This window comes from Mycobacterium sp. KBS0706 (assembly GCF_005938675.2).
Classification (GTDB): domain Bacteria; phylum Pseudomonadota; class Alphaproteobacteria; order DSM-16000; family Inquilinaceae; genus Inquilinus.
This window is the reverse complement of the sequence record NZ_VCCH02000022.1, coordinates 80,155-102,321: the sequence shown is the minus strand read 5'-3', so window position 1 is coordinate 102,321 and position 22,167 is coordinate 80,155. Positions and strand designations below refer to the sequence as shown.

The window sequence follows — 22,167 nt, the reverse complement described above, 5'->3', positions numbered from 1 at the left end:
GACAGGGTGCGTCGAACGGCTTGCCCGATGCATAAGCATCGCGCTGCGCCGCTCTCCTGCCCTGTCGGCATTTTGAACCGGCGCAGGACGCAAGGGGGGTGGGAAATGGGGGTTCATGCCGGCACCCGCCGCCGGCGCCACAGCCAGACCACGTCGCGGCCGAAGGACCAGCCCAGCAGCGCCAGAGCGCCCGCCGCCAGCACGGCGGTCAGCGGGTGCGGCACCGGCGGTGCCAGGCAGGCGATCAGCGCCAGGATCTGGATCACGCAGACGGCCTTGCGGGCGGTACTGTCCGGCACCGGCGCGCGCAGCCAAGGCCAGGCGGCGCCGGCCAGGACGTAGAGATAGCGCATCGCCCCGATCAGCAGCACCCAGGCCCCGACCTTGTCCCATTGCCAGGCCAGCACGGACAGGACCAAGACGAAGAAGGCATCGGCCTCCATGTCGAATCGGGCGCCGAAGCGGGAGGCCAGGCCGCAGCGCCGCGCCGCCCAGCCGTCGACGCCGTCCAGCGCCAGCGCCAGCGTAGCGAATCCGGCGATCAGCCACAGGCAGTCCTCATCCGGCGCCGCCGTGCCCATCAGCGCGGCCAGCAGGCAGATCAGCACGATGCGGGCCAGCGTCACCGTGTTGGCCGCGCCGAAGCGGCGATGCGGGGCGTGGGCGGCGAGGCCGGCCAGGATCAGCGTGGCGATGCCGCCATACAGCAGCTCGGCCCGCGCCACGAAAGTGGCGCCGAGCGCGGGATCGACGGCGAGCGGCACCGCCAGCGCGGCGAGCGCAAGCGCTCCCGCCATCAGGGGCCATCGCGCCTGCCGCTGCAGCACGCCGCGTAAATCGGTCTCGTCCCGCATGATCCTTCCGCCGGTCTCCGGCACTATCCTACGCGACTCTTCGGCCGAACCGTGACGCAGGTCACAGCCGGGCACTGGACAATCGCGCGGCCGGCTTGCTCTATGGCGCAAACGGGGTTGCCGGGACTGGTTCCGCCATGGCCGAGAGAAAACGTCCGCTCGTCATCGTCACGCGCAAGCTGCCGGATGTCATCGAGACCCGGATGATGGAGCTGTTCGAGACCCGGCTGAACCACGACGACGTGGCGCTGGACCGGGAGCAGATGGTCGCCGCGATGGCCGAGGCCGACGTGCTGGTGCCGACCGTGACCGACCGGATCGACGCCGACCTCCTGGCCAAGTCCGGGCCGCAGCTGAGGCTGATCGCCAGCTTCGGCACCGGCGTCGACCACATCGACCTGACGGCGGCCAAGGCGCGCGGGCTGACCGTGACCAACACCCCCGGCGTCTTGACCGAGGACACCGCCGACATGACCATGGCCCTGATCCTGGCCGTGGCCCGCCGGCTGGCGGAGGGCGAGCGGCTGGTCCGCGGCGGGCAATGGACCGGCTGGAGCCCGACCGGCATGCTCGGCGCCCGGCTCGGCGGCAAGCGCCTCGGCATCATCGGCATGGGCCGGATCGGCCAGGCGGTGGCACGCCGGGCCCGCGCCTTCGGCCTGTCGGTGCATTACCACAACCGCAACCGCGTGCATCCGGAGGTGGAGGCCGAGCTGGACGCGACCTTCTGGCCCAGCCTGGACCAGATGCTGTCGCGGATGGACATCGTCTCGGTCAACTGCCCGCGCACCCCGGCGACCTTCCACCTGCTGTCGGCCCGGCGGCTGAAGCTGCTGAAGCGCGACGCGCTGATCGTGAACACCTCGCGCGGCGAGGTGATCGACGAGACGGCGCTGGCGCAGATGCTGAAGCAGGGCGAGCTGGCCGGGGCCGGGCTCGACGTGTTCGAGCGCGAGCCGAACGTCAACCCGAAGCTGCTGAAGCTTCCGAACGTGGTGCTGCTGCCGCATATGGGCTCGGCCACGCTCGAGGGCCGCATCGACATGGGGCAGAAGGTGATCGTCAACATCCGCAGCTTCGCCGACGGCCATGTGCCGCCGGACCGGGTGCTGGAGACCGAGTTCTAGGAGGGGATGGGCTTCCCTCCACCTGTCATCGCCGGGCTTGACCCGGCGATCCAGGGGCCACCTAGAGTAGGTTCGACATCTCTGGATGCCCGGGTCAAGCCCGGGCATGACAGAATGGGGGAACGCCCCTATCCCTGCCGCACCGTCTGGTGCAGCGAAGCGATGGTCTGGGCGTCGAGACCCAGGGCCAGAGCCAGCTGCTTCAGGAAGCGGCTCTCCTCCGGCGAATCCATGGTCACGGTCAGCAGCGCCGCGGTGTAGACCTGCGCCGCCTCCTGCGGGCCGCCGACCCCGTCCGCCAGCTGCTCCGGCGTCGCCGGGTTGTTCAGCTCCTGCTCGATGAAGGCGCGCTCCTCCGCGTCATCCTCGCCGAGATGGCCCTGGATCGCGGTGGCCTCGGCCTCGTCGATGGTGCCGTCGGCGGCCGCCGCGGCGATCATGGTGCGGATGATGCGCTGCGCGGTGTCCTGCCCCATCAGCGGCGCCGCCCGGGTCCCGCCGCCGACCGAATCGGCCATATCGAGGAACCCGCCGCCACCCGAGCCCGGGGCCACGTCATTGGAGGCCGACGCGGGCGGAGCACTGAGGCTCGCGGCGCCGCCGCCCCGATTCTGCAGCGCCTGCATGGCGATCGTGGCGATGATCGCCATCAGCCCGCCGCCCATGCCTCCCCCCAGGCCACCGCCGCCGCCTCTCTGGCCACCCGCAAGCCCGCCGAGGATGCCGCCGAGACCGCCACCGGACGAGCCGCCGCCACCCAGCCCCTCGAGCAGCCCGCCGAGCCCGCCCATGCCGCCGCCCGATCGACCCGCCGGCGCGGCGGCCATGCCGCCCCCGCCCAGCACTTGGCTGAGGATGCCGCCGATGTCGACGCCAGCCCCGCCTGAAGCGCGGCCCATGCCGCTCTGCGCCAACGCCCCCAAGAGCTTGTCGAGATTCATCGTCTCTCTCCCTCGGTTCGCGGCTGCCTGCCGGCCGTCGCGTCGTGATGCCGCTAGGAACAATCCTGCCGGAAGGGTAGGTGTTCCGCGAGGTCTTCGATGCCGGCTTCGACCGCGCGGGTCTCGCGGACCAGGAAATCGGCCACGGCGCGGCGGAAGCCGGGGTCGCGGATCCAATGCGCGCTGTAGGTGCGCACCGGGCGGTAGCCGCGCATCACCTTGTGCTCGCCCTGGGCGCCAGCCTCGACCCGCTTCAGGCCGCGGGCGATGGCGAAATCGATCGCCTGGTAGTAGCAGGCCTCGAAATGCAGGAAGGGATAGTCGCAGCCATCGCAGCCCCAGTTGCGGCCGTAGATCGTGTCGGTGCCGATCAGGTTCAGGGCGCCGGCGATCCAGCGTCCGTCCTTCTCCGCCATCACCAGGGCGATGCGGTCGGCCATGGTCTCGCCGATCCGGGCGAAGAACTCCCGCGTCAGATACGGGTCGCCCCATTTCCGATCGCTGGTGTTGATGTAGAAGCGGAAGAAGGCGTCCCAGTGCCGCGGCTTGAGGTCGTCGCCGGTCAGCACGGTCAGGCGGATGTCGCCGTCGACCGCGCGCTGCCGTTCCTTGCGGATGTCCTTGCGCCGGCGGCTGTTCAGCGTGGCCAGGAAGTCGTCGAAGCTGCCGAAGCCGTCATTCTCCCAATGGTACTGCTCGCCGATCCGCTGCAGCCAGCCGGCTTCGCCGAAGCGCGACCAGTCGGCCTCGGTCGGGAAGGTGACGTGCAGCGACGACACCTTGTGCGCCAGCGCCGCCTGCTCCAGCCCGTGGATCAGCAGGTCGGCGGTTTGCGCCGGCGCGCCGGGGCGGACCAGCAGGCGCCGGCCGGTGACCGGGGTGAAAGGCACGGCCGATTGCAGCTTCGGATAATAGTGGCCGCCCGCCTGCTCATAGGCGCGTGCCCAGCTGTGGTCGAACACGTATTCGCCGTGGGAATGGCCCTTGAGGTAGAGCGGCACGGCGCCCAGCAGCCGCCCGTCCGGCTCCTCCAGCACCAAATGCTGGGGCAGCCAGCCGGCCTCGGCGGTGGCCGACCCGCTCTGCTCCAGCGCCGACAGGAAGGCGTGCGACAGGAACGGGTTGTCCGGCCCGGCGCAGGCGTCCCAGGCGTCTGCGTCGAGGACCGAGATATCGGCGACGAGCTTGAGGCTTGCCTCGGGGATGCCGTCGGGCATGGGGCCGGTGTCTCGCATGTGCGAAAACCCTAATCTGGTCCCGACGCCCGGCAGGGGCAAGCGCGACGATCGGGCGCTGCCCGTCAGCCCGGCACCGCCCCGGGCGGCAGGGCGGCGGCATGGGCGGCGATGGCGCCGGCGGTGGTGATCCAGACCTCGCCGCGCCGGGCGGCAATATGGGCCAGGGCACGGCGCAGCTGGCGCAGCCGATAGGGCTGGCCGACGATATAGGGATGCAGCGCCACGCCCATCACCAGGGCCTGGCCGTGCGCCTGCTGCTCCAGCATCTCGTCGAACTGGCCGATCACCATGTCGGCGAAGGCGTCGGCATTCATCTTCCGGGCCACGATCGCCGGGATGTCGTTCAACTCCTGCGGGTAGGGCACCGACAGGATGCGCCCCGTCCGGGTGCGCATCCACACCGGCTGGTCGTCATGGCACCAGTCCAGCAGGTAGTCGTAGCCCGCCTCCTGAAGCAGGTCGGGGGTGCGCAGGCTCTGCGAGATCCAGGGGCCCAGCCAGCCCTTCGGCGGCGCCCCGGCATGGCGGCCGATGGCGTCGGTGGCACGGCGGATCAGCGCCGCCTCCTCGGCCTCCGGCAGCACGCCCTGGCGCTCGGAGTTGCTGTGGCCGTGGCCGACGATCTCGTCGCCGCGCGCCTGGAAGGCGGCCGGCAGCTCCGGGCAATGGTCGTAGATCGACGCGTTGACGATGGCGGAACAGGGCAGGGCCAGGCTGTCGAACAGCTCCAGCAGGCGCCAGGCGCCGACCCGGTTGCCGTAGTCGCGCCAGGCGTAGTTCAGCACGTCCGGGTGCGGCCCACCCGGCGCCAACTCGGCCCCCAGGCCCTCGCCGAACGCGAAATGCTCGAGGTTGAGGCCGAGATAGACGGCGAGGCGCGTCCCGTCCGGCCAGGCCGTGGCCGGCCGGCGGGTGATCGCGCTGTAGCCGTAGCGGTCATGGCCCGCCAGCGGCGTCTCCGCCATCGGGCGGGGTCAGGCCAGGCCGGGCCGGGTGGCGAAGGGGGCTTCGGTCTTGGCCCGGATCTCCTCGACCGTGACGCCGTCGGCGACCTCGGTCAGGGTCAGGCCCTGCGGCCCGATCTCGAACACGCCGAGCTCCGTGATCACCAGGTCGACCACGGCCTTGCCGGTCAGCGGCAGGTCGCAGGCGTCCAGCAGCTTCGGCGTGCCGTCCTTGGCGTTGTGCTCCATGATCACGACGACGCGCTTGACGCCGGCGACCAGGTCCATCGCCCCGCCCATCCCCTTCACCATCTTGCCGGGGATCATCCAGTTGGCGAGGTCGCCCTCCTTCGACACCTGCATGGCGCCGAGGATCGACAGGTCGATGTGGCCGCCGCGGATCATGGCGAACGAATCGGCCGAGCTGAAATAGCTCGACTGCGGCAGCTCGGTGATCGTCTGCTTGCCGGCGTTGATCAGGTCCGGGTCCTCCTCGCCCTCATAGGGGAAGGGGCCCATGCCCAGCATGCCGTTCTCGCTCTGCAGCGCCACGGTGATGCCGTCGGGAATGTAGTTCGCCACCAGCGTCGGGATGCCGATGCCGAGATTGACGTAGAAGCCGTCCTCCAGCTCCTTCGCGGCGCGGGCGGCCATCTGCTCACGGGTCCAGGCCATGGTCTGTCTCCTGTTCCGGGTGGATCAAACCAGACGCTTGGCTTCCAAGCGTCTGGATAATTTGATCCACAACTTAATGGTTCGTGGTTCGACCTCGGTCGAACCACTAGGCCGCGCGCGGGCGGGTGGTGCGCTGCTCGATGCGCTTCTCGTAATCCCGGCCCTGAAGGATGCGCTTCACATAGATGCCAGGAGTGTGGACCTGGTTCGGGTCCAGCCCGCCGACATCGACCAGCTCCTCGACCTCGGCGACCGTCACCTTGGCGGCGGTGGCCATCATCGGGTTGAAGTTCCGGGCGGTCATCCGGTAGATCAGGTTGCCCTCGGTGTCGCCCTTCCAGGCCTTGACGATGGCCAGGTCGGCGAACAGCCCGCGCTCCATCACATACTGGGCGCCGTCGAACTCGCGCACCTCCTTGCCGTCGGCGACGATGGTGCCGACGCCGGTCTTGGTGAAGAAGGCGGGGATGCCGGCGCCGCCGGCGCGGATGCGCTCGGCCAGCGTGCCCTGCGGGTTGAACTCCAGCTCCAGCTGGCCGGACAGGTATTGCTGGGCGAACAGCTTGTTCTCGCCGACATAGGACGAGATCATCTTCTTGATCTGGCCGCGATCGAGCAGCTTGCCGAGGCCGACGCCGTCGATGCCGCAATTGTTCGAGATCACCGTCAGGCCGGTGACGCCGCTGAGCGCGATGGCGTCGATCAGCTTCTCCGGGATGCCGCACAGGCCGAAGCCGCCGGCCATCACCATCATCCCGTCGCGCAGCACGCCGGCCAGCGCCGCCGTGGCGTCCGGATAGACCTTCTTCATCCCGTCACTCCCGTCAGCATCAACTGGGCGCCGAGGGACTAAAGCGGGGCGGCGGGCGGGAGTCAATCGAGGCCGCGCCGCACCCCGGCCGGTTTGCGGCAGGGGCCGGCGGCGGATCCCGCGACTGCGACGAAGGTCGAATCTGTGACACCAATCCTGCCGGATGATTCTTGCCATCATCTGTGACAAGCTGTGGCTTTGTTGCGCATCGAAGGCCGCCGGCTGAAGCGTCCCAAGCGCCCAACAGGGGGAGATTTCAATGACCGCCCATGATCGGGATTCCACGCCGCCCGTTGCGGCATCCAAGGGCTCGCGCCGCCGGTTCCTCAGCGGCGCGGCCGTGGCCGCCGCGGCGACCGTCGCCGCGCCGGCCATCGTCAAGGCGCAGGGGCCTGTGCATATGCGCTGGCAGAGCACCTGGCCGTCGAAGGACATCTTCCACGAATTCGCGCTCGACTTCGCCAAGAAGGTCAATGACATGACCGGCGGCGACCTCGCCATCGAGGTGCTGCCGGCCGGCGCGGTGGTGCCCGCCTTCGGCCTGCTCGACGCGGTGTCGCAGGGCACGCTCGACGGCGGCCATGGCGTGATGGTCTACCACTACGGCAAGCAGACGGCGCTCGCGCTCTGGGGATCCGGCCCCGGCTTCGCGATGGACGCCAACACGCTGCTGGCCTGGCACAAATACGGCGGCGGCAAGGATCTGCTGGAAAAGCTCTACGCCTCGATCGGCGCCAATGTCGTCTCCTTCCCCTACGGGCCGATGCCGACCCAGCCACTCGGCTGGTTCAAGAAGCCGATCGCCAAGGTCGAAGACCTGCAGGGACTGAAGTTCCGCACCGTCGGCATCTCGATCGACGTATTCACCGGCCTGGGGGCTGCGGTCAACGCGCTGCCAGGCGGCGAGATCGTGTCGGCGCTGGACCGCGGCCTGCTCGACGCCGCCGAGTTCAACAACGCCTCCTCCGACCGGGTGCTCGGCTTCCCGGACGTGTCCAAGATCTGCATGCTGCAGAGCTACCACCAGAATGCCGAACAGTTCGAGGTCCTGTTCAACAAGGCCAAGTACGACGCGCTGCCCGACAAGGTGAAGGCCATCGTCGCTAATGCGGCCGAGGCGGCATCGCAGGACATGCAGTGGAAAGCGATCGATCGCTACTCCAAGGATTACCTGGAGATGCAGAGCCAGGACGGAGTCAAGTTCTACAAGACGCCGGAAGCGATCCTGAAGCGGCAGCTCGAGGTCTATGACGAGGTAGTGAAGAAGAAGGCCGGGGAGAACCCGCTGTTCAAGGAGATCCTCGAATCGCAGATCGCCTTCGCCCAGCGGGCGACGCGGTGGGAGCAGGACACGGTGGTCAACCGGCGGCTGGCCTTCGACCACTACTTCGGAGCGAACGCGGCGGCCACCAAGCTCTGATCCCGCAGCGGAGCCCGGCGCCGTCGGACGGGTCCGCGGCGCCGTGGTTTCGTCCGAATCCTCCGGCAGCGGGCGGCATGGCATGAGCCTTCAGCGATTCCTGCATCTGGTCGACGCCATCAGCACCTGGATCGGCAAGGCCGCGGCGTGGCTGATCATCGGGCTGATGGTGCTGATCTGCGTCGAGGTGGTGAAGCGCTACCTGCTGAACGCGCCGACGGCGTGGATCTTCGACGCCAGCAACATGTTCTACGGCAGCCTGTTCATGCTGGCCGGGGCCTACACCCTGGCTCAGAACGGCCATGTCCGCGGCGACTTCCTGTACGGCTCGATGCGGCCGCGGACCCAGGCGGCGTTCGACCTGGTGCTCTACATCCTGTTCTTCCTGCCCGGCATCGCCGCCCTGGTCTATGCCGGCTACAGCTATGCCGAGCTGTCCTGGCGCATCGGCGAGCATTCGACGGTCACCGCGGAAGGGCCGCCGATCTACCATTTCAAGGCGGTGATCCCGGTGGCCGGGGCGCTGGTGATGCTGCAGGGCCTGGCCGAGATCCTGCGCTGCGTCGCCTGCCTGCGCACCGGGGTCTGGCCCAGCCGGCTCAGGGACGTCGCCGAGATCGACGTGGTCGAGGAGCAGCTGGCGCATAGCGAGCATGTGGACGAGGCGACGCGCCGGGACGCGATCGAGCGGGCGCAGAAGATCGACGAGGCGGCGCGCCAGCGCGGGGCGGGGGGAGATCTGCAGACATGAGCGACGCGGCGCTCGGACTCGCGATGCTCGGGCTCATCGTGGTCGTCATCATGATGGGCTTCCCGACGGCCTTCACGCTGATGGGCCTCGGCATGTTCTTCGGCTTTTACGCCTTCTACGACCCGTCCGAGCCGTGGTGGGACAACCGGGTGTTCGACCTGATGGTCCAGCGCACCTACGGGGCGATGACCAACGACGTGCTGGTGTCGATCCCGCTATTCGTGCTGATGGGCTATGTGATGGAGCGCGGGGCGCTGGTGGACAAGATGTTCTACAGCATCCAGCTCTCGGCCCGGCGGGTGCCGGCCTCGCTGGCTGTCGCCACCCTCATCGTCTGCACCTTCTGGGGCATCGCCAGCGGCCTGGTCGGCGCCGTGGTGGTGCTGATGGGGGTGATCGCGCTCAATCCGATGCTGCGCGCCGGCTACGACGTCCGGCTCGCCTCCGGCGTGATCACCGCCGGCGGCACGCTGGGCATCCTGATCCCGCCTTCGGTGATGATCATCGTCTATGCCGCGGTGGCCGGGCAGTCGGTGGTCAAGCTCTACGCCGCGGCGATGTTCCCGGGGTTCTTCCTGGCCCTCTTGTACCTCGTCTACATCGTCGGCTGGGCGCTGCTGCAGCCGAAGGTCGCGCCGCGCCTGCCGGAGGAGCAGACCCGGGTGCCGGTGCCGGGCTGGATGCGGGACTTCCAGGCCGCCTATTCGCGCAACATGCTGGTCGGGCTGGCGAAGTCCCTGGTCTCGCCGTCCCGCGCGACCGCGCTCGACACCGGGACCGGGCGCCTGACCTATGGCCGCCTGGCCGGCAATTTCGCCACCGCGCTGGTGCCGCTGGCGCTGACGGCGGTGACCCTGGTCGGGATCTGGTGGTACGTCGTGATCTATCCGCAGGCCTCGGCCGAGGCGGAGGCCGTGCCGGAGGGGCTGGAGCAGCTCGGCGCGCCGGTCGCCGCCGACGCGCCGGCCGCCGCCGCGGAGATGGGGCCAGGCACCGGCTTCACCATCGCCTTCGGTCTGGTCGCCGCGGCCGCGGCGGTGCTGCTGTTCCGCTACTACCGGCGCATGACCGCCGAGCGCTTCGAGATGCTGAAGCTGCTGGCCTCGTCGGTGATGCCGCTCGGCATCCTCACCGTCCTGGTGCTGGCGGTGATCCTGTTCGGCATCACCACCGCGACCGAATCCGCCGCCGTCGGCGCGGCCGGCGCCTTCCTGCTGGCGCTCCAGGCCCGCACCCTGAACTGGAAGCGGACCAAGGAGGCGGTGTTCCTGACCGCCAAGACCACCGCCATGGTGTGCTGGCTGTTCGTCGGCTCGGCGCTGTTCTCTGCCGTTTTTGCGCTCCTCGGCGGGCAGGCGCTGATCGAGCATTGGGTGCTGTCGCTCGACCTGTCGCCGGTTCAGTTCATGATCCTGTCGCAGGCGATCATCTTCCTGCTCGGCTGGCCGCTGGAATGGACCGAGATCATCATCATCTTCGTGCCGATCTTCCTGCCGCTCCTGAAGCATTTCAGCATCGACCCGGTGCTGTGGGGGGTGCTGGTGTTCGTCAACCTGCAGGCGGCCTTCCTGTCGCCGCCGGTGGCGATGTCGGCCTTCTACCTGAAGGGCGTGGCGCCGCCGCACGTCACCCTCAACCAGATCTTCGCCGGCATGATGCCGTACATGCTGGTCGTGATCCTGTGCATGGTGCTGATGTATCTCTGGCCCGGCATCGTGCTGTGGCTGCCGGAGTATCTGTACGGCAACTGACGCCCGCTCAGATCTCCAGATGCGAGCCCAGCTCGACCGCGCGGTTGGCCGGGATGCGGAAGAACTCGGTGGCGCTCAGCGCGTTGTTCGACATCAGGATGAACAGCCATTCCTGCCAGGGCGGCAGCTCCGGCCGGGCCGACGGCACGAAATACTCCCGGCTCATGAAGAAGGACGTGTCGGCCATGTTGAAGCCCAGGCCCTTGGCGGCGCAGGCTGCCAGCGCGCGGGGCACGTCCGGCTGCTGCTGGAAGCCGTAGCGCACGATCACCGTGTAGAAGCCGTCGCCGAGATCCTTGATCTCGATGCGCTGGTCGTCGTCGACCCGCGGCTCGTCGGTGGTCTCGACCTTCAGCAGCACCACGCGCTCGTGGATGATCTTGTTGTGCTTCAGGTTGTGCAGCAGGGCGAAGGGCACGACGCCGACGTTGCCGGTCATGAAGATGCCGGTGCCGGGCACCCGGTGCGCCCGCTTGTACATCTTGCCGTCGACGAAGGTGGCCAGCGGGATGGCGTCGCGGTAGCGCCGCCGGTACAGGATCTCGCGGCCCTTGCGCCACACCCACATCAGCGTCGTCAGCGCCACCGCCAGCACCAGCGGGAACCAGCCGCCATGCAGGATCTTGATGGTGTTGGCGCCGAAGAAGGCGAGGTCGATGAACAGGAACATCGCGAACAGCGGCGCCGCGGTCCAGCGGCTCCAGCCCCAGCGGTGGCGGGCCACCAGATAGGCCAGCACGCTGGTCACCGCCATGGTGCCGGTCACGGCGATGCCGTAGGCCCCGGCCAGGGCGCTGGACGAGCCGAAGCCGACCACCAGGATGACCACCGCGGCGTAAAGCGACCAGTTGATCCGCGAGATGTAGATCTGGCCCTTCTCCTCGGCCGAGGTGTGGCGCACCTCCAGCCGCGGCATGTAGCCGAGCTGGGCCGCCTGCTGGCTGACCGAGAAGGCGCCGGAGATCACGGCCTGGGAGGCGATCACCGTGGCCATGGTGGACAGGATCACCATCGGGTACAGGCCCCAGGAGGGCGTCAGCAGGTAGAACGGCGATTCGATCGCCGCCGGGTTCTCGATCAGCAGCGCGCCCTGGCCGAAATAATTCAGCAGCAGGGCCGGCCAGACGAAGCCGAGCCAGGCGATGCGGATCGGGGCACGGCCGAAATGGCCCATATCGGCGTACAGCGCCTCGCCGCCGGTGACCGCCAGCACCACCGAGCCCAGCACGACGATCGCGGCCCAGGGGCTGGTGTAGAACAGCTCGACCGCATGGTTCGGCCAGATCGCCGCCAGCACGTCGGGGCGGTTCACGATCTGGGCTGCGCCGAGCAGGCCGATGACCAGGAACCAGATGCACATGATCGGCCCGAAGGCCTGCCCGACCTTGGCTGTGCCATGCGCCTGGACCATGAAGATCAGGGTCAGGATGATCAGCGTCAGCGGGATGATGTAGGGGTCGAACACCGGCGTCGCGATCTTCAGGCCCTCCACGGCGCTCAGCACCGAGATCGCCGGGGTGATCACGCCGTCGCCGTAGAACAGCGCCGCACCGACGATGCCCAGGAGGACGATGAAATGGCCCCATCTCTTGCCGCGGCGGGCCCGGAAGGCCAGGGCGGTCAGGGCCAGCACGCCGCCTTCGCCGCGGTTGTCGGCGCGCATCACGAAGGAGACGTATTTGATCGTGATGATCAGGGTCGTCGCCCAGAAAATCAGCGACAGCACGCCCAGCACCGCCCCCTCGGAGACGCCGGGCGCCCCCGGATGGGTGAAGCACTCCCGGATGGTATAGAGCGGGCTGGTGCCGATGTCGCCATACACGACGCCGATGACGCCGAGCAGCTTGGGGGCGAGCGATTGGCTGTCGCGCGAGTCGGTAGCGAGGGTCGTCATCGCGCCTTCCTAGTCGGATGGCGCGCCGTCGACAACCCGGCCGTTGCTGGCATGCCCAATCGTCCCCTCGCTGCCTTCAGGGCCGAGGGTGCGGGGATCGCGGCGCCGAGGCAAGCCCCGCTGCGTTTGGCCTCTCAGATACAGCGGCCGCCGTCGACCTCCAGCGCCACGCCGGTGACCATCGAGGCCTCGTCGGAGGACAGGTACAGCGCGGCGTTGGCGATGTCCTCCGGCGTGCTCATCCGGCCGAGCGGGATGGTGGCCAGGAACTGGGCCCGCCGCTCCGGCGTGTCGTCGCCGAGGAAGGTCGAGGTCAGGCCGGTCTGGCCCAGAACCGGGCACAGGCAGTTGACCCGGATCTTCGGCGCCAGCTCGACCGCCATCGATTTGCTGGCGGTGATCACCGCGCCCTTCGAGGCGTTGTACCAGGTCAGGCCGGGCCGCGGCCGCAGGCCCGCGGTCGAGGCGATGTTGAGGATCGAGCCGCCCTTGGCCTGGAGATAAGGCGTGGCGTGCCGCACCGACAGGAAGATCGCCTTCACATTGACCGCGAAGATGCGGTCGAACTCGTCCTCGGTGACCTCGGCCATCGGCTTGTTGCGATGGGTGGTGCCGGCGTTGTTGACGACGATGTCGAGCCCCCCGAAGGCCTCGACCGCGGTGGCGATGGCGACCGCGGTGTCGGCGTCGCGCGACACGTCGGTGCGGACGAAACGGGCGGCGCCCGGCCGCGCCCGGTTCAGCGCTTCGGCCACGGCTTCGCCGGCTTCGGTCGACAGATCGGCGATCAGCACGCTGGCGCCTTCCTGCACGAAGCGCTCGGCGATGCCCTTGCCGAAGCCTGACGCCGCGCCGGTGACGATGGCCACCTTGCCTTCGAGCCGCATGCCCTGTCCCTCTGTCCTGGTCGTTTGGTCGTGCCGCGGGAGAGGCGCCGCTCGATGCCTGGCGCCCGGCCCGCCGTCTTTTCCGGTGAAGTCCCGGACCGTCCGAATGGCCGGACTATAGGGGCAGGGCGGCCGGGGCAGCAGGCCAATGTCCGCCGAGGAGGTATGAGCCGGGCGCGGATCTTCGGCCGCGCCCGGTCCCACTAACCGTGCCGGATCGCGATGGTCTTGGTCACGCTGAAATGGTCCAGCCCCTCCATCGCCTTCTCGCGGCCGAAGCCGGAGCGCTTCATGCCGCCGAAGGGCAGCTCGACGCCGCCGCCGGCGCCGTAGTTGTTGACGAAGACCTGGCCGGCTCGGACCCGGCGGGCGCAGCGCAGCTGGCGGGCGCCGTCGCGGGTCCAGACCCCGGCGACCAGGCCGAACTCGGTGCCGTTGGCGAGAAGGATCGCCTCCTCCTCGTCGCGGAAGCGCAGCACCGCCAGCACCGGGCCGAACACCTCCTCCTGTGCCAGCGGATGGCCGGGCGGTACCCCGCCGACCAGCGTCGGCACCTGGTAGAAGCCGCCGGCCGGGGCATTCGGGCTCAGCCGTCCCTCGGCCAGCACCGGCAGCCCGTCGGCCCGGGCCCGGTCGAGATGGCCGCGCACCCGCTCCTGCTGCCGGGCGCTGATCAGCGGGCCGCAATCCGGGTCGCGGTCCCAGGGACCGGTCTCCAGCGCCCTGAAGCGCTCTCCCAAGGCCGCCAGGAAGTCGTCGGCGATGCCGTCCTGCAGCAGCAGGCGGCTGCCGGCCGAGCAGGTCTGGCCGGCATTCTGCACGATCGCCGCGGTGACGAAGGGCAGGGCGGCCTCGGCATCGGCGTCGTCGAACACCAGCTGCGGCGACTTGCCCCCCAGCTCCATCGTCACCGGCCGGTTGAACCTGGCCGCGGCTGCCTGGATCGCGGCGCCGGTGGCGGGCGATCCGGTGAAGCTGATGTGATCGATGCCGGGATGCGATGCCAGCGCCGCCCCTGCCTCGGCGCCCAGGCCGGTGACGACGTTCAGCGCGCCTGGCGGCAGCCCGGCTTCCAGCGCCAGCTGGGCGATGCGCAGCGGCGTCAGGCAGGCATCCTCGGCCGGCTTCAGCACGCAGGCATTGCCGGCGGCAAGGGCGCCGCCGATGGTGCGGCCGAAGATCTGCGCCGGATAGTTCCACGGGATCACATGGCCGGTGACGCCGTAAGGCTCCTTCACCGTCAGCACGGTGTAGCCGTCGAGATAGGGCAGGGTGGTGCCGTGGTGCTTGTCGCAGGCGCCGCCGTAGAACTCGAAATAGCGGGCGCAGGCGGTGATGTCGGCCTTGGCCTGCTTGACCGGCTTGCCGGCATCGGCCGCCTCGAGCCGCCACAGCGTCTCGAAATCGGCCTCGATGGCGCGGCCGATCCGGGTCAGGATGCGGCCGCGCTCGACCGCCGGCATCCGGCCCCACGGCCCGTCATCGAAGGCACGCCGGGCGGCCCGCACCGCGGCGTCGATCTCGGCCGCGCCGCCGCGGGCCAGGCTGTCGAACGCCGCCCCGGTCGACGGGTCGATCACCGGAATGGTGCGGCCGTCCTCCGCGCCGTTCCAAATTCCATCGATCAGAATCGTTTTCGGACCTATCATGATTTTCTTTCCGTCTCCGGACCGTTCGTCGTGATGGGCAGGCTCGACATGTCGTTGCGCTTAAGACGAATTCTTGTTGCGGGCTATCGTTGAAGATGGATGCCTCCCTGGGCCACGATACCGCCATGGCTTCCCTTGCTGAACCGTCGGCGGCCGATCCCGCGGCCGTGCTCCTGGTCGAGGACATGCCGGCCCTGGCGCGGCTCTACATCGAGACCCTGTCCAAGGTCGGCATCACCGTCGATCATGCCGAGACGGGGGCCGATGCGCTCGCGGCGCTGGCGCGGGGGCGCTATGCGACTGTGCTGCTCGACCTGAACCTGCCCGACATGAACGGCATGGAGATCCTGCAGCACATCCGCGAGCAGCAGATCCCGGTCGCGCCGATCGTCATCACCGCCCATGGCTCGGTCAACATCGCGGTCGAGGCGATGCGGCTCGGCGCTTTCGACTTCCTGGTCAAGCCGTTCCCTGGCGACCGGCTGACCGTGACCGTGCGCAACACGCTGGAGCGGATGCGGCTGCAGCGCGAGGTCGAAGCCTGGCGCGAGGACCTCGGCCGCGACCGCTACTACGGCTTCATCGGCCGGTCGCTGGCGATGCAGGCGGTGTACCGGATCATCGATTCGGCGGCGGCGTCGAAGGCCACCGTGTTCGTCACCGGCGAAAGCGGCACCGGCAAGGAGCTGTGCGCCGAGGCCGTGCATCGCCGCAGCCCGCGCCGCGACGAGCCTTTCGTGGCGCTGAACTGCGGCGCCATCCCGCGCGACCTGATGGAATCGGAGATCTTCGGCCATGTGAAGGGCGCCTTCACCGGCGCGGTGGCCGACCGCGAGGGCGCCGCGATCCGGGCCGATGGCGGCACCCTGTTCCTGGACGAGATCTGCGAGCTGCCGCCGGAGCTGCAGACCAAGCTGCTGCGCTTCCTGCAGACCGGGCAGGTCACGGCGGTCGGCGGCAGCCGCGAGCGCAAGGTCGACCTGCGCATCGTCTGCGCCACCAACCGCGACCCGGCCGAGGAGGTGCGGCTGGGCCGGTTCCGCGAAGACCTGTACTACCGCCTGCTGGTGATCCCGGTCACCCTGCCGCCGCTGCGCGAGCGTGAGGACGACGTGCTGCTGATCGCGCATCAGTTCCTGCGCGACTATGCGGCGGAGGAGGGCAAGAGCTTCAGCGATTTCGACCTGGAGGTGGCGGAGGACCTGCAGCGCTACGCCTGGCCGGGCAATGTCCGCCAGCTGCAGAACGTGATCCGCAACATCGTGGTGCTGCATGACGGGCCGCTGGTGACCCGGGCGATGCTGCCGCCGCCGGTGCGCACCCTGATCCCGGCGGCACAGCCCAGCCGCCCGGCCGCCGAGCCGCCGCTGGCCGCCCCGAACGGCAAGGGGGCGGCGGTCCGACCGCTCTGGATGATCGAGAAGGATGCGATCGAGGACGCGATCACGGCCTGCGCCGGCAATGTGCCGCGGGCCGCGGCGCTGCTCGGCATCAGCGCCTCGACCATCTACCGCAAGCGCCTGAATTGGGAGGCCGAGGGTCGCGGCTAGCCGCGCTCCGGATAGACCAGGCGGAAGCGCTCGCAGAACACCGGCATGTCGAACGTCGGCTGGCGGCCGATCTCGGCGCAGCGGCGGCCGAAATAGTCCCAATGCGCCTCGCGCCAGAAGGCGAGCGAGCGGTCGCCTTCGCCCTCGTCATGGGCGAAGGCGGCGTCGACCCGGTCGAAGGGCAGCACCCGCACCTCGACCGTCTGCAGCACGCAATGCGGCGTGCCGGCGAAGTCGGTGATCAGGCTGTAGCCGCCCGGCTTCGGCGTGCCGGCCTCGTCGGCGCCCCAGACCAGCCCGGCGGTGGCGGTCTTGATGCCGGCCAGCACCAGGTCCAGGAGCTCGCGCGCCAGCGCCTCGCTGTCGCCGAAATGCCAGCGGTCGTGGCGCTCGGGCAGGCCGAGCTCCGGCCGGGTGCGGCGGAGGTCGCGCCACCAGGCATCGGCGATGTCGGTCATGGGCTGATCCTCCGGTGCAGGCCGGCCGTCAGGCGCGGCGCGGCACCGGCCGGCGGCAGAACAGCTCGGTCGTATACAGCAGCAGTGCCGCGGCGGGGAAGGCGAGGCCGACCCAGCTGACCAGCGACCAGCCGCCGGCGCTGAAGGTGCCGCTGGCGATGGCGGAGCCGATGGCACCGCCGGCGAAGGCGCTGGCGACGTAGAGCCCGTTCATCCGGCCGCGCGCCTCCGGCGCCAGGGCGTAGATGGCGCGCTGGCCCAGCACCATGTTGGCCTGCACCCCGAAGTCGAGCAGCACGCCGGCAGCGGCCAGCAGCACCACCGACCCGGCGGCGCCGCCAGCCCAGGCCATGGCGTAGGCGGCGGCGACCGAGGCCAGGGCGCCGAAGGTGGCGGGGCGGGTCCAGCCGCGATCGGCGATGCGCCCGGCCAGGGGTGCCGCCAGGGCGCCGGCGGCGCCGACCAGGGCGAAGACGGCGATGCCGGCCTGGCTATAGCCGAAGCGCGGGCCGGCCAGCTCCAGCGGCACCGCGGTCCAGAACAGGCTGAAGCCGGCGAACAGCGCGGCCTGGTAGGCGGCGCGGCGCTGCAGGATCGGCGTGCGGCGGAACAGGGTGGCGAGCGAGCGCAGCACCTGGCCGTAGCTCGGCCCCGGTGCCGGCCGGTACTGCGGCAGGCGCCAGGCCAGGACCGCCAGCAGGCCGGCCATCAGCAGGGTGGAGAGGAAGAAGATGGCGCGCCAGCCGAACAGCTCGGCCACCACGCTGGCGACCGGCCGGGCCAGCAGGATGCCCAGCAGCAGGCCGCTCATGATGTTGCCGACGACCCGGCCGCGGATCGCGTCGGGCGCCATATGCGCCGCCATCGGGATCAGGACCTGCGCCGCGACCGAGCTGAGGCCGATCAGCAGCGCCGCGAACAGGAAGATGCCGGCGGTCGGCGCCAGGGCGGCGATCAGCAGCGCGACCACCGTGCCCGACAGGGTCAGCACCACCAGCCGCCGATTCTCGACCATGTCGGCCAGCGGCACCAGCAGGATCAGCCCGACGCCGTAGCCGATCTGGGTCAGGGTGACCACCAGGCTGGCGGCGACGGTGCCGAGCCCGACCGACGGCGCGATCAGCGCGATCAGCGGCTGTGCGTAGTACAGGTTGGCGACGATGGCGCCGCAGGCGACCGCCATCAGGAACATCATCGCCGGCGTGATCGCCGGGACGGCAGGATGTGCGCGCTCGCCCATGGCGACGCCTCTTCGGCAACGGAAGCGGTCAGGGAAGGATCAAATATAGAACGCCCGGCGCTGCTGCGGTGCACAAAAGTCCGACATGGCTGAGTTGAGCGATCGGCGCGGCTGACAACGGCTGATACCAATGGCCTCTGAGATCGACCCTCCGGCTCTCTTCCGTCATGGCGAGGCGCGCAACGCCACGCCCCTTCGGGGCTCGCCATGACGGATCAATGGATTGAGTTCGCTGTCCTTACCCCAGCCGGGCCCGCAGCCGGCGCAGCAGCTTGGGCACGTCGGGCGGCTGGACGATGGCGCCGCGGATCAGGCTGTCGAAATGCTCCGACAGGGCGCGAATATGTTCGGTCGAGTTGAACAGGAAGTACATGCCGCCGAGATAGATCACGGCCCTGAGCGGCCCGAACACCGTCACCGGCACGGAATAGTGCTGCCTTCCGTCATAGAAGAACCAGCGGAAGGTCGGGTACAGCTCTTCCACCAGCGCGATCATGTGGTCCAACTGGCGGGCCCGGACCGAGGTGTCGAGATCGTGCCAGATGCCTTCGCCGCGGGCGAAGCCCTCGATCGCCTGGATCGAGTTGCAGGCCTCCATGTCGGTTTCCGGCCGGCGCTGATAGGCCAGGCGGGCGGCCGCGGTCTCGATCCGCTGCTCCGGCCCCGCCCCGGCGAAATGCTCCAGCTCGTGCCGGATCACGTCGCGGTTCTTCAACAGGTCGGGCAGGGTGGTCGCGACATGGCGGATCTTGTAGCCGATCGCCTCGCGGTGCCAGGCGACCAGCCGCTCGTCATCGGCCCATTGCGCGTCGCGCTCGATGGCCATGCGCTCCGGCAGGATATCGGCGGAGAGCGGGCCGCGCTGGCTCAGCCCCAGCAGCCAGTCGATGCTGACCTGGCGGGCGGCCGCGATCGCCGCCAGGGTCTCGGCCCGCGGCAGCCGGTCATTCGCCGGCGACAGGATCTGCGACAGGGTCGACCGGTCCATCCCGGCCGCGGCCGCGAAGGCGCTGCGGCTCTGGCCGGAGGCGGCGATGATCTCCTCCAGCCGGGCGCGGAAGGTCTCGATCATATCGTGGCGGGACTGCGCCATTGCGGGGTTTCCAAAACAATTTGTGCGGTTTCACAACAGTCTGGATGAGACTACATCAACCGCGTCGTTTTGTGCGCATTATCGCATTGTCCGACATGACCGTTTTGCGAGAGCCTGAATCCGAAAGGGATCGGGACGATGGCAGAAACGGTAAAGCGAGCGAATTTCGAAGGACCGACCTGGGCGGTGGCCGTCGCGACCTATGGCGGCTGGGCGGCGCTTCTGTGGTTCCATGCGGCGCTGCCGGCGCCGCTGTTCATCGCCATCGGCGCCGTGCTGCTGGCCTGGCACGGGTCGCTGCAGCACGAGACCATCCACGGGCACCCGACCCGGTCGCGCCGGATCAACACGGCGGTCGGCTGGATACCCCTGTCGCTGTGGCTGCCCTATGCCAGCTATCGCGACCTGCATCTGCGCCATCACCGCGACGCGCATCTGACCTCGCCGGTCGAGGATCCGGAAAGCTACTACGTCACCGACGACCATTGGTCGGCGCTCAGCCCGGCCGGGCGGGCGGTGCTGTACTTCAACCGCACGCTGCTGGGTCGCTTCCTGATCGGCCCGGCCCTGGCCTGGTACGGGCTGTGGGCGGAAGAGCTGCCGAAGCTGCGGCACGACCGCGAGGCGCGCATCGTCTGGGCGGCGCATCTGGCCGGTGCTGCCGTTGTGCTGGCCGTGGTCACCATCGGCTTCGGCATCTCGCCGATCCTCTACGTCGCCACCTGCTACGCCGGCACGTCGGTGTCGCTGCTGCGGTCCTTCGCCGAGCACCGCGCCGGGCCGGAAGGGCTGCGCACCGCCGTGGTGTCGTCCGGATCGTTCTTCTCGCTCTTGTTCCTCAACAACAACCTGCATGTGGCGCATCACGCCCGGCCGGGCCTAGCCTGGTACCGGCTGCCGCGCTTCGCCGCCGCCAATGACTCCGCCGGCGTCGCCGCCCGCGGGGCCGGCCACTACCACGGCTATGGCGAGATCGCCCGGCGCTACCTGTTCCGCCCGGTCGACACGCCGGTGCATCCCGATTTCGACGTCGAGCGGCGCGCCAAGTGACGGCAGCGACCATGGCCGTACCCGGCACGGTCAGCCTTCCGATGTACGATCTGCCGGAAATCCGCTGGGCCACCGATGCGCTGTGGTCGGCGGTCGCCGCGCGTCTGTCGGTCGCCGGTGTGGCGGCGCCACCGGCCCTGAGCCGCGGCCCGACGACGCATGATCTGTGGGCGGACCCGGCGCTGCTGCTCAGCCAGACCTGCGGCAACCCTTATGTCCGGACTTACCGCGACCGGCTGCGGCTGGTGGCGACGCCCCGCTACGCCGCGCCGGGCTGCGACGGCCCGCGCTATTGCAGCCAACTGGTGGTGCGCGCGGCTGCGCCGGGCGGCGGGCTGGCGGATTTCCGCGGTGCTGTCTGTGCCGTCAACGGCTGGGACAGCCTGTCCGGCTGGGTGGCTTTCGCTGCGGTGCTGCCGGAGCCGCAGTTCTTCCGCGCCGCCCTGGTCACCGGCGCCCATGCCGACAGCGTCGCGGCCGTGGCGGTGGGGGAGGCGGACATCGCCGCGATCGACTGCGTCACCTATGCGCTGCTGCAGCGGCACCGCCCCGCTTCGACGGCCGGGCTGCGCGTGATCGGCCGCACCGCGCTCGCGCCGAGCCTGCCCCTGGTGACCCGCCGCGACGTGGATGACGCGACGGTCGCGGCGCTGCAATCGGCCCTGCGCGGCGCCCTGGCCGATCCGGCGCTGGCCGAGGTCCGCGCGGCGCTGCTGATCGATGGCATCGAGATCCTGGGCGAGGCCGATTACGACGCGATCCCGCCGCAGCCGGTCAGCATTCCTCCGGTCTCCGCTCCGTCTCGCCGCTGCGCCACAGCTCCAGCGCCCTGACGGTCTCGGCCACCCGGGCCTTGGCCACCTTGGCCAGCTCCTGGGGCCGGCCCGGCCGGTTGCCCTTGTCGCCGAGCGATTCGGCGATGTCGATCAAGGCGCGGGCGCCGCAGATCGCGGCGCAGGAGCGCAGGGCATAGGCCTCCAGCGCCAGGGCCTCGCGGTCTCCGGCACCGGCTGCGGCGGCGATCGCTTCGGCGCGCTCGCGCAGCTCCTCGAGCAGGTCGTCGACCATCGCCCGGCGGGCGCCGTCGTCGAATCCGGACAGGTTGCGCTCCAGCGCCGCCGGGTCGAACTGGTATCGCGGACCGTTGCCGGTCATCCGTGCCTCCACCACCCTCTCTCATATCGCTTCGCCGGACCCCGACTTCCAGGCGCGAAGCGACGCGTCTTGTATTCCGGAACGGGCGGTCCATATTCCAGCCATGGTTTCCCCACCCGGCCGTCCCCGCGAATTCGACAAGGACACCGCGCTCGACGCGGCGATGGCTCTGTTCTGGCGCCAGGGCTACGAGGCGACGTCGCTGGACGACCTGACCCGGGCGATGGATCTCAGCCGCAGCAGCTTCTATGGCAGCTTCGGCTCCAAGCACGACGTGCTGCTGGCGGCGATCCAGCGCTACAACGACTCGCGCTTCGCCCAGCTTGAGCAGCGGGTGGCGGCCGAGCCCGACCCCGGCCGCGCCTTGCGCCTTGCGGTCGCCGGCATCTCCGGTGCCCGCGGCAGCCGCGACGGCTGCTTCCTGATCAACAGCGCGGTCGAGCTGGCGCCGCACGACCCAGAGGTCGAGGCCCTGAGCCGCCGCCATCTCGAGCGGCTGGAGGCGTTGCTGGCCGGGCTGCTGGCGCGGCAGGGCGGCGGCGACGCCGCGGCGATGGCCGCCCGGGCCCGCAGCCTGCTGGCGATCGCCTTCGGCGCCTGCGTTATGCACAAGGCGGGCACTGCACCTGCCGCGATCGACGACCTCCTGGCCGCCTCCGAGCCGCTGATGCGGTGAGGC

21 protein-coding genes are annotated in these 22,167 nt (G+C 69.7%); 8 read left to right on the top strand and 13 right to left on the bottom strand.

Going from position 1 to position 22,167, the window contains the following annotated elements:
- Nucleotides 1-113 precede the first annotated feature (113 nt).
- Entirely contained in the window at nucleotides 114-854 is a 741-nt protein-coding gene (locus FFK22_RS14620; RefSeq protein ID WP_138889406.1) for a CDP-alcohol phosphatidyltransferase family protein, read from the bottom strand.
- A gap of 137 nt (nucleotides 855-991) precedes the next feature.
- Between FFK22_RS14620 and FFK22_RS14615 the strand changes: the two genes are divergently transcribed.
- The gene (locus tag FFK22_RS14615) at nucleotides 992-1,981 is read left to right on the top strand and encodes a D-glycerate dehydrogenase (RefSeq protein WP_138889407.1); all 990 of its coding nucleotides are present in this window, start codon (nucleotides 992-994) and stop codon (nucleotides 1,979-1,981) included.
- Between the two features lie 128 nt (nucleotides 1,982-2,109).
- Here FFK22_RS14615 and FFK22_RS14610 read toward each other — a convergent pair whose 3' ends face one another.
- The 5 genes from FFK22_RS14610 to FFK22_RS14590 all read right to left on the bottom strand — a co-directional run bounded on the left by FFK22_RS14610 (nucleotide 2,110) and on the right by FFK22_RS14590 (nucleotide 6,590).
- Nucleotides 2,110-2,922 carry a tellurite resistance TerB family protein gene (locus tag FFK22_RS14610; protein ID WP_138889408.1) on the bottom strand — a complete coding sequence of 271 codons (813 nt, stop codon included), beginning with the start codon at nucleotides 2,920-2,922 and terminating at the stop codon, nucleotides 2,110-2,112.
- 53 nt (nucleotides 2,923-2,975) lie between these two features.
- On the bottom strand, nucleotides 2,976-4,139 hold the full coding sequence (locus FFK22_RS14605; protein WP_138889409.1) for a GNAT family N-acetyltransferase: 1,164 nt from the start codon (nucleotides 4,137-4,139) through the stop codon (nucleotides 2,976-2,978).
- A gap of 83 nt (nucleotides 4,140-4,222) precedes the next feature.
- Nucleotides 4,223-5,125, bottom strand: a complete 903-nt coding sequence (locus FFK22_RS14600) for a polysaccharide deacetylase family protein (protein WP_138889410.1) — start codon at nucleotides 5,123-5,125, stop codon at nucleotides 4,223-4,225.
- A gap of 9 nt (nucleotides 5,126-5,134) precedes the next feature.
- Nucleotides 5,135-5,779: a CoA transferase subunit B gene (locus tag FFK22_RS14595; protein WP_138889411.1), complete on the bottom strand. Its 645-nt coding sequence runs from the start codon at nucleotides 5,777-5,779 to the stop codon at nucleotides 5,135-5,137.
- 106 nt (nucleotides 5,780-5,885) lie between these two features.
- Nucleotides 5,886-6,590, bottom strand: coding sequence for a CoA transferase subunit A (locus tag FFK22_RS14590; protein ID WP_138889412.1), 705 nt, complete (start codon nucleotides 6,588-6,590; stop codon nucleotides 5,886-5,888).
- Between the two features lie 259 nt (nucleotides 6,591-6,849).
- On the opposite strand from FFK22_RS14590, the gene FFK22_RS14585 reads away from it, so the two are divergent.
- From FFK22_RS14585 to FFK22_RS14575, 3 genes are all read left to right on the top strand, one after another.
- Nucleotides 6,850-8,010 carry a TRAP transporter substrate-binding protein gene (locus tag FFK22_RS14585; RefSeq protein ID WP_138889413.1) on the top strand — a complete coding sequence of 387 codons (1,161 nt, stop codon included), beginning with the start codon at nucleotides 6,850-6,852 and terminating at the stop codon, nucleotides 8,008-8,010.
- A gap of 82 nt (nucleotides 8,011-8,092) precedes the next feature.
- Nucleotides 8,093-8,761, top strand: coding sequence for a TRAP transporter small permease subunit (locus FFK22_RS14580; protein WP_138889414.1), 669 nt, complete (start codon nucleotides 8,093-8,095; stop codon nucleotides 8,759-8,761).
- Nucleotides 8,758-10,512, top strand: a complete 1,755-nt coding sequence (locus FFK22_RS14575; RefSeq protein WP_138889415.1) for a TRAP transporter large permease subunit — start codon at nucleotides 8,758-8,760, stop codon at nucleotides 10,510-10,512. The genes FFK22_RS14580 and FFK22_RS14575 overlap by 4 nt, the downstream gene beginning before the upstream one ends.
- 7 nt (nucleotides 10,513-10,519) lie before the next feature.
- Here FFK22_RS14575 and FFK22_RS14570 read toward each other — a convergent pair whose 3' ends face one another.
- The 3 genes from FFK22_RS14570 to FFK22_RS14560 all read right to left on the bottom strand — a co-directional run bounded on the left by FFK22_RS14570 (nucleotide 10,520) and on the right by FFK22_RS14560 (nucleotide 14,942).
- A complete protein-coding gene (locus FFK22_RS14570; protein WP_138889416.1) occupies nucleotides 10,520-12,406 on the bottom strand; it encodes a potassium transporter Kup in 1,887 nt (628 codons plus the stop codon).
- 134 nt (nucleotides 12,407-12,540) lie between these two features.
- Nucleotides 12,541-13,293 (bottom strand): glucose 1-dehydrogenase, encoded by a 753-nt coding sequence (locus FFK22_RS14565; RefSeq protein WP_138889417.1) that lies wholly within the window; start codon nucleotides 13,291-13,293, stop codon nucleotides 12,541-12,543.
- Between the two features lie 203 nt (nucleotides 13,294-13,496).
- Nucleotides 13,497-14,942, bottom strand: coding sequence for an aldehyde dehydrogenase family protein (locus tag FFK22_RS14560; RefSeq protein WP_138889418.1), 1,446 nt, complete (start codon nucleotides 14,940-14,942; stop codon nucleotides 13,497-13,499).
- A 125-nt stretch (nucleotides 14,943-15,067) separates the two neighbouring features.
- Between FFK22_RS14560 and FFK22_RS14555 the strand changes: the two genes are divergently transcribed.
- Nucleotides 15,068-16,492, top strand: a complete 1,425-nt coding sequence (locus FFK22_RS14555; protein WP_138889419.1) for a sigma-54 dependent transcriptional regulator — start codon at nucleotides 15,068-15,070, stop codon at nucleotides 16,490-16,492.
- Here the strand turns inward: FFK22_RS14555 and FFK22_RS14550 are convergent.
- The 3 genes from FFK22_RS14550 to FFK22_RS14540 form a co-directional block, all read right to left on the bottom strand.
- Complete coding sequence (locus tag FFK22_RS14550; protein ID WP_138889420.1) at nucleotides 16,489-16,950, bottom strand: ASCH domain-containing protein; 462 nt, start codon at nucleotides 16,948-16,950, stop codon at nucleotides 16,489-16,491. The genes FFK22_RS14555 and FFK22_RS14550 overlap by 4 nt on opposite strands.
- Nucleotides 16,951-16,978: 28 nt before the next feature.
- The gene (locus FFK22_RS14545; RefSeq protein WP_221938597.1) at nucleotides 16,979-18,190 is read right to left on the bottom strand and encodes an MFS transporter; all 1,212 of its coding nucleotides are present in this window, start codon (nucleotides 18,188-18,190) and stop codon (nucleotides 16,979-16,981) included.
- 238 nt (nucleotides 18,191-18,428) lie between these two features.
- Nucleotides 18,429-19,283 carry a helix-turn-helix domain-containing protein gene (locus FFK22_RS14540; RefSeq protein WP_138889421.1) on the bottom strand — a complete coding sequence of 285 codons (855 nt, stop codon included), beginning with the start codon at nucleotides 19,281-19,283 and terminating at the stop codon, nucleotides 18,429-18,431.
- Nucleotides 19,284-19,421: 138 nt separating this feature from the next.
- On the opposite strand from FFK22_RS14540, the gene FFK22_RS14535 reads away from it, so the two are divergent.
- Together FFK22_RS14535 and FFK22_RS14530 are read left to right on the top strand one after the other, a co-directional pair.
- Entirely contained in the window at nucleotides 19,422-20,333 is a 912-nt protein-coding gene (locus tag FFK22_RS14535) for a fatty acid desaturase (RefSeq protein WP_138889422.1), read from the top strand.
- Between the two features lie 11 nt (nucleotides 20,334-20,344).
- Nucleotides 20,345-21,166, top strand: a complete 822-nt coding sequence (locus FFK22_RS14530) for a phosphate/phosphite/phosphonate ABC transporter substrate-binding protein (RefSeq protein WP_138889423.1) — start codon at nucleotides 20,345-20,347, stop codon at nucleotides 21,164-21,166.
- Here FFK22_RS14530 and FFK22_RS14525 read toward each other — a convergent pair.
- Entirely contained in the window at nucleotides 21,108-21,488 is a 381-nt protein-coding gene (locus tag FFK22_RS14525) for an Hpt domain-containing protein (protein ID WP_138889424.1), read from the bottom strand. The genes FFK22_RS14530 and FFK22_RS14525 overlap by 59 nt on opposite strands.
- A gap of 103 nt (nucleotides 21,489-21,591) precedes the next feature.
- Between FFK22_RS14525 and FFK22_RS14520 the strand changes: the two genes are divergently transcribed.
- Nucleotides 21,592-22,164 (top strand): TetR/AcrR family transcriptional regulator, encoded by a 573-nt coding sequence (locus tag FFK22_RS14520; RefSeq protein WP_138889425.1) that lies wholly within the window; start codon nucleotides 21,592-21,594, stop codon nucleotides 22,162-22,164.
- Nucleotides 22,165-22,167 lie beyond the last annotated feature (3 nt).

Excerpts from the sequence above, each read along its gene's own strand:
- FFK22_RS14620 (WP_138889406.1), bottom strand. The coding sequence starts at position 854 with ATGCGGGACGAGACCGATTTACGCGGCGTGCTGCAGCGGCAGGCGCGA.
- FFK22_RS14615 (WP_138889407.1), top strand. The coding sequence starts at position 992 with ATGGCCGAGAGAAAACGTCCGCTCGTCATCGTCACGCGCAAGCTGCCG.
- FFK22_RS14610 (WP_138889408.1), bottom strand. The coding sequence starts at position 2,922 with ATGAATCTCGACAAGCTCTTGGGGGCGTTGGCGCAGAGCGGCATGGGC.
- FFK22_RS14605 (WP_138889409.1), bottom strand. The coding sequence starts at position 4,139 with ATGCCCGACGGCATCCCCGAGGCAAGCCTCAAGCTCGTCGCCGATATC.
- FFK22_RS14600 (WP_138889410.1), bottom strand. The coding sequence starts at position 5,125 with ATGGCGGAGACGCCGCTGGCGGGCCATGACCGCTACGGCTACAGCGCG.
- FFK22_RS14595 (WP_138889411.1), bottom strand. The coding sequence starts at position 5,779 with ATGGCCTGGACCCGTGAGCAGATGGCCGCCCGCGCCGCGAAGGAGCTG.
- FFK22_RS14590 (WP_138889412.1), bottom strand. The coding sequence starts at position 6,590 with ATGAAGAAGGTCTATCCGGACGCCACGGCGGCGCTGGCCGGCGTGCTG.
- FFK22_RS14585 (WP_138889413.1), top strand. The coding sequence starts at position 6,850 with ATGACCGCCCATGATCGGGATTCCACGCCGCCCGTTGCGGCATCCAAG.
- FFK22_RS14580 (WP_138889414.1), top strand. The coding sequence starts at position 8,093 with ATGAGCCTTCAGCGATTCCTGCATCTGGTCGACGCCATCAGCACCTGG.
- FFK22_RS14575 (WP_138889415.1), top strand. The coding sequence starts at position 8,758 with ATGAGCGACGCGGCGCTCGGACTCGCGATGCTCGGGCTCATCGTGGTC.
- FFK22_RS14570 (WP_138889416.1), bottom strand. The coding sequence starts at position 12,406 with ATGACGACCCTCGCTACCGACTCGCGCGACAGCCAATCGCTCGCCCCC.
- FFK22_RS14565 (WP_138889417.1), bottom strand. The coding sequence starts at position 13,293 with ATGCGGCTCGAAGGCAAGGTGGCCATCGTCACCGGCGCGGCGTCAGGC.
- FFK22_RS14560 (WP_138889418.1), bottom strand. The coding sequence starts at position 14,942 with ATGATAGGTCCGAAAACGATTCTGATCGATGGAATTTGGAACGGCGCG.
- FFK22_RS14555 (WP_138889419.1), top strand. The coding sequence starts at position 15,068 with ATGGCTTCCCTTGCTGAACCGTCGGCGGCCGATCCCGCGGCCGTGCTC.
- FFK22_RS14550 (WP_138889420.1), bottom strand. The coding sequence starts at position 16,950 with ATGACCGACATCGCCGATGCCTGGTGGCGCGACCTCCGCCGCACCCGG.
- FFK22_RS14545 (WP_221938597.1), bottom strand. The coding sequence starts at position 18,190 with ATGGGCGAGCGCGCACATCCTGCCGTCCCGGCGATCACGCCGGCGATG.
- FFK22_RS14540 (WP_138889421.1), bottom strand. The coding sequence starts at position 19,283 with ATGGCGCAGTCCCGCCACGATATGATCGAGACCTTCCGCGCCCGGCTG.
- FFK22_RS14535 (WP_138889422.1), top strand. The coding sequence starts at position 19,422 with ATGGCAGAAACGGTAAAGCGAGCGAATTTCGAAGGACCGACCTGGGCG.
- FFK22_RS14530 (WP_138889423.1), top strand. The coding sequence starts at position 20,345 with ATGGCCGTACCCGGCACGGTCAGCCTTCCGATGTACGATCTGCCGGAA.
- FFK22_RS14525 (WP_138889424.1), bottom strand. The coding sequence starts at position 21,488 with ATGACCGGCAACGGTCCGCGATACCAGTTCGACCCGGCGGCGCTGGAG.
- FFK22_RS14520 (WP_138889425.1), top strand. The coding sequence starts at position 21,592 with ATGGTTTCCCCACCCGGCCGTCCCCGCGAATTCGACAAGGACACCGCG.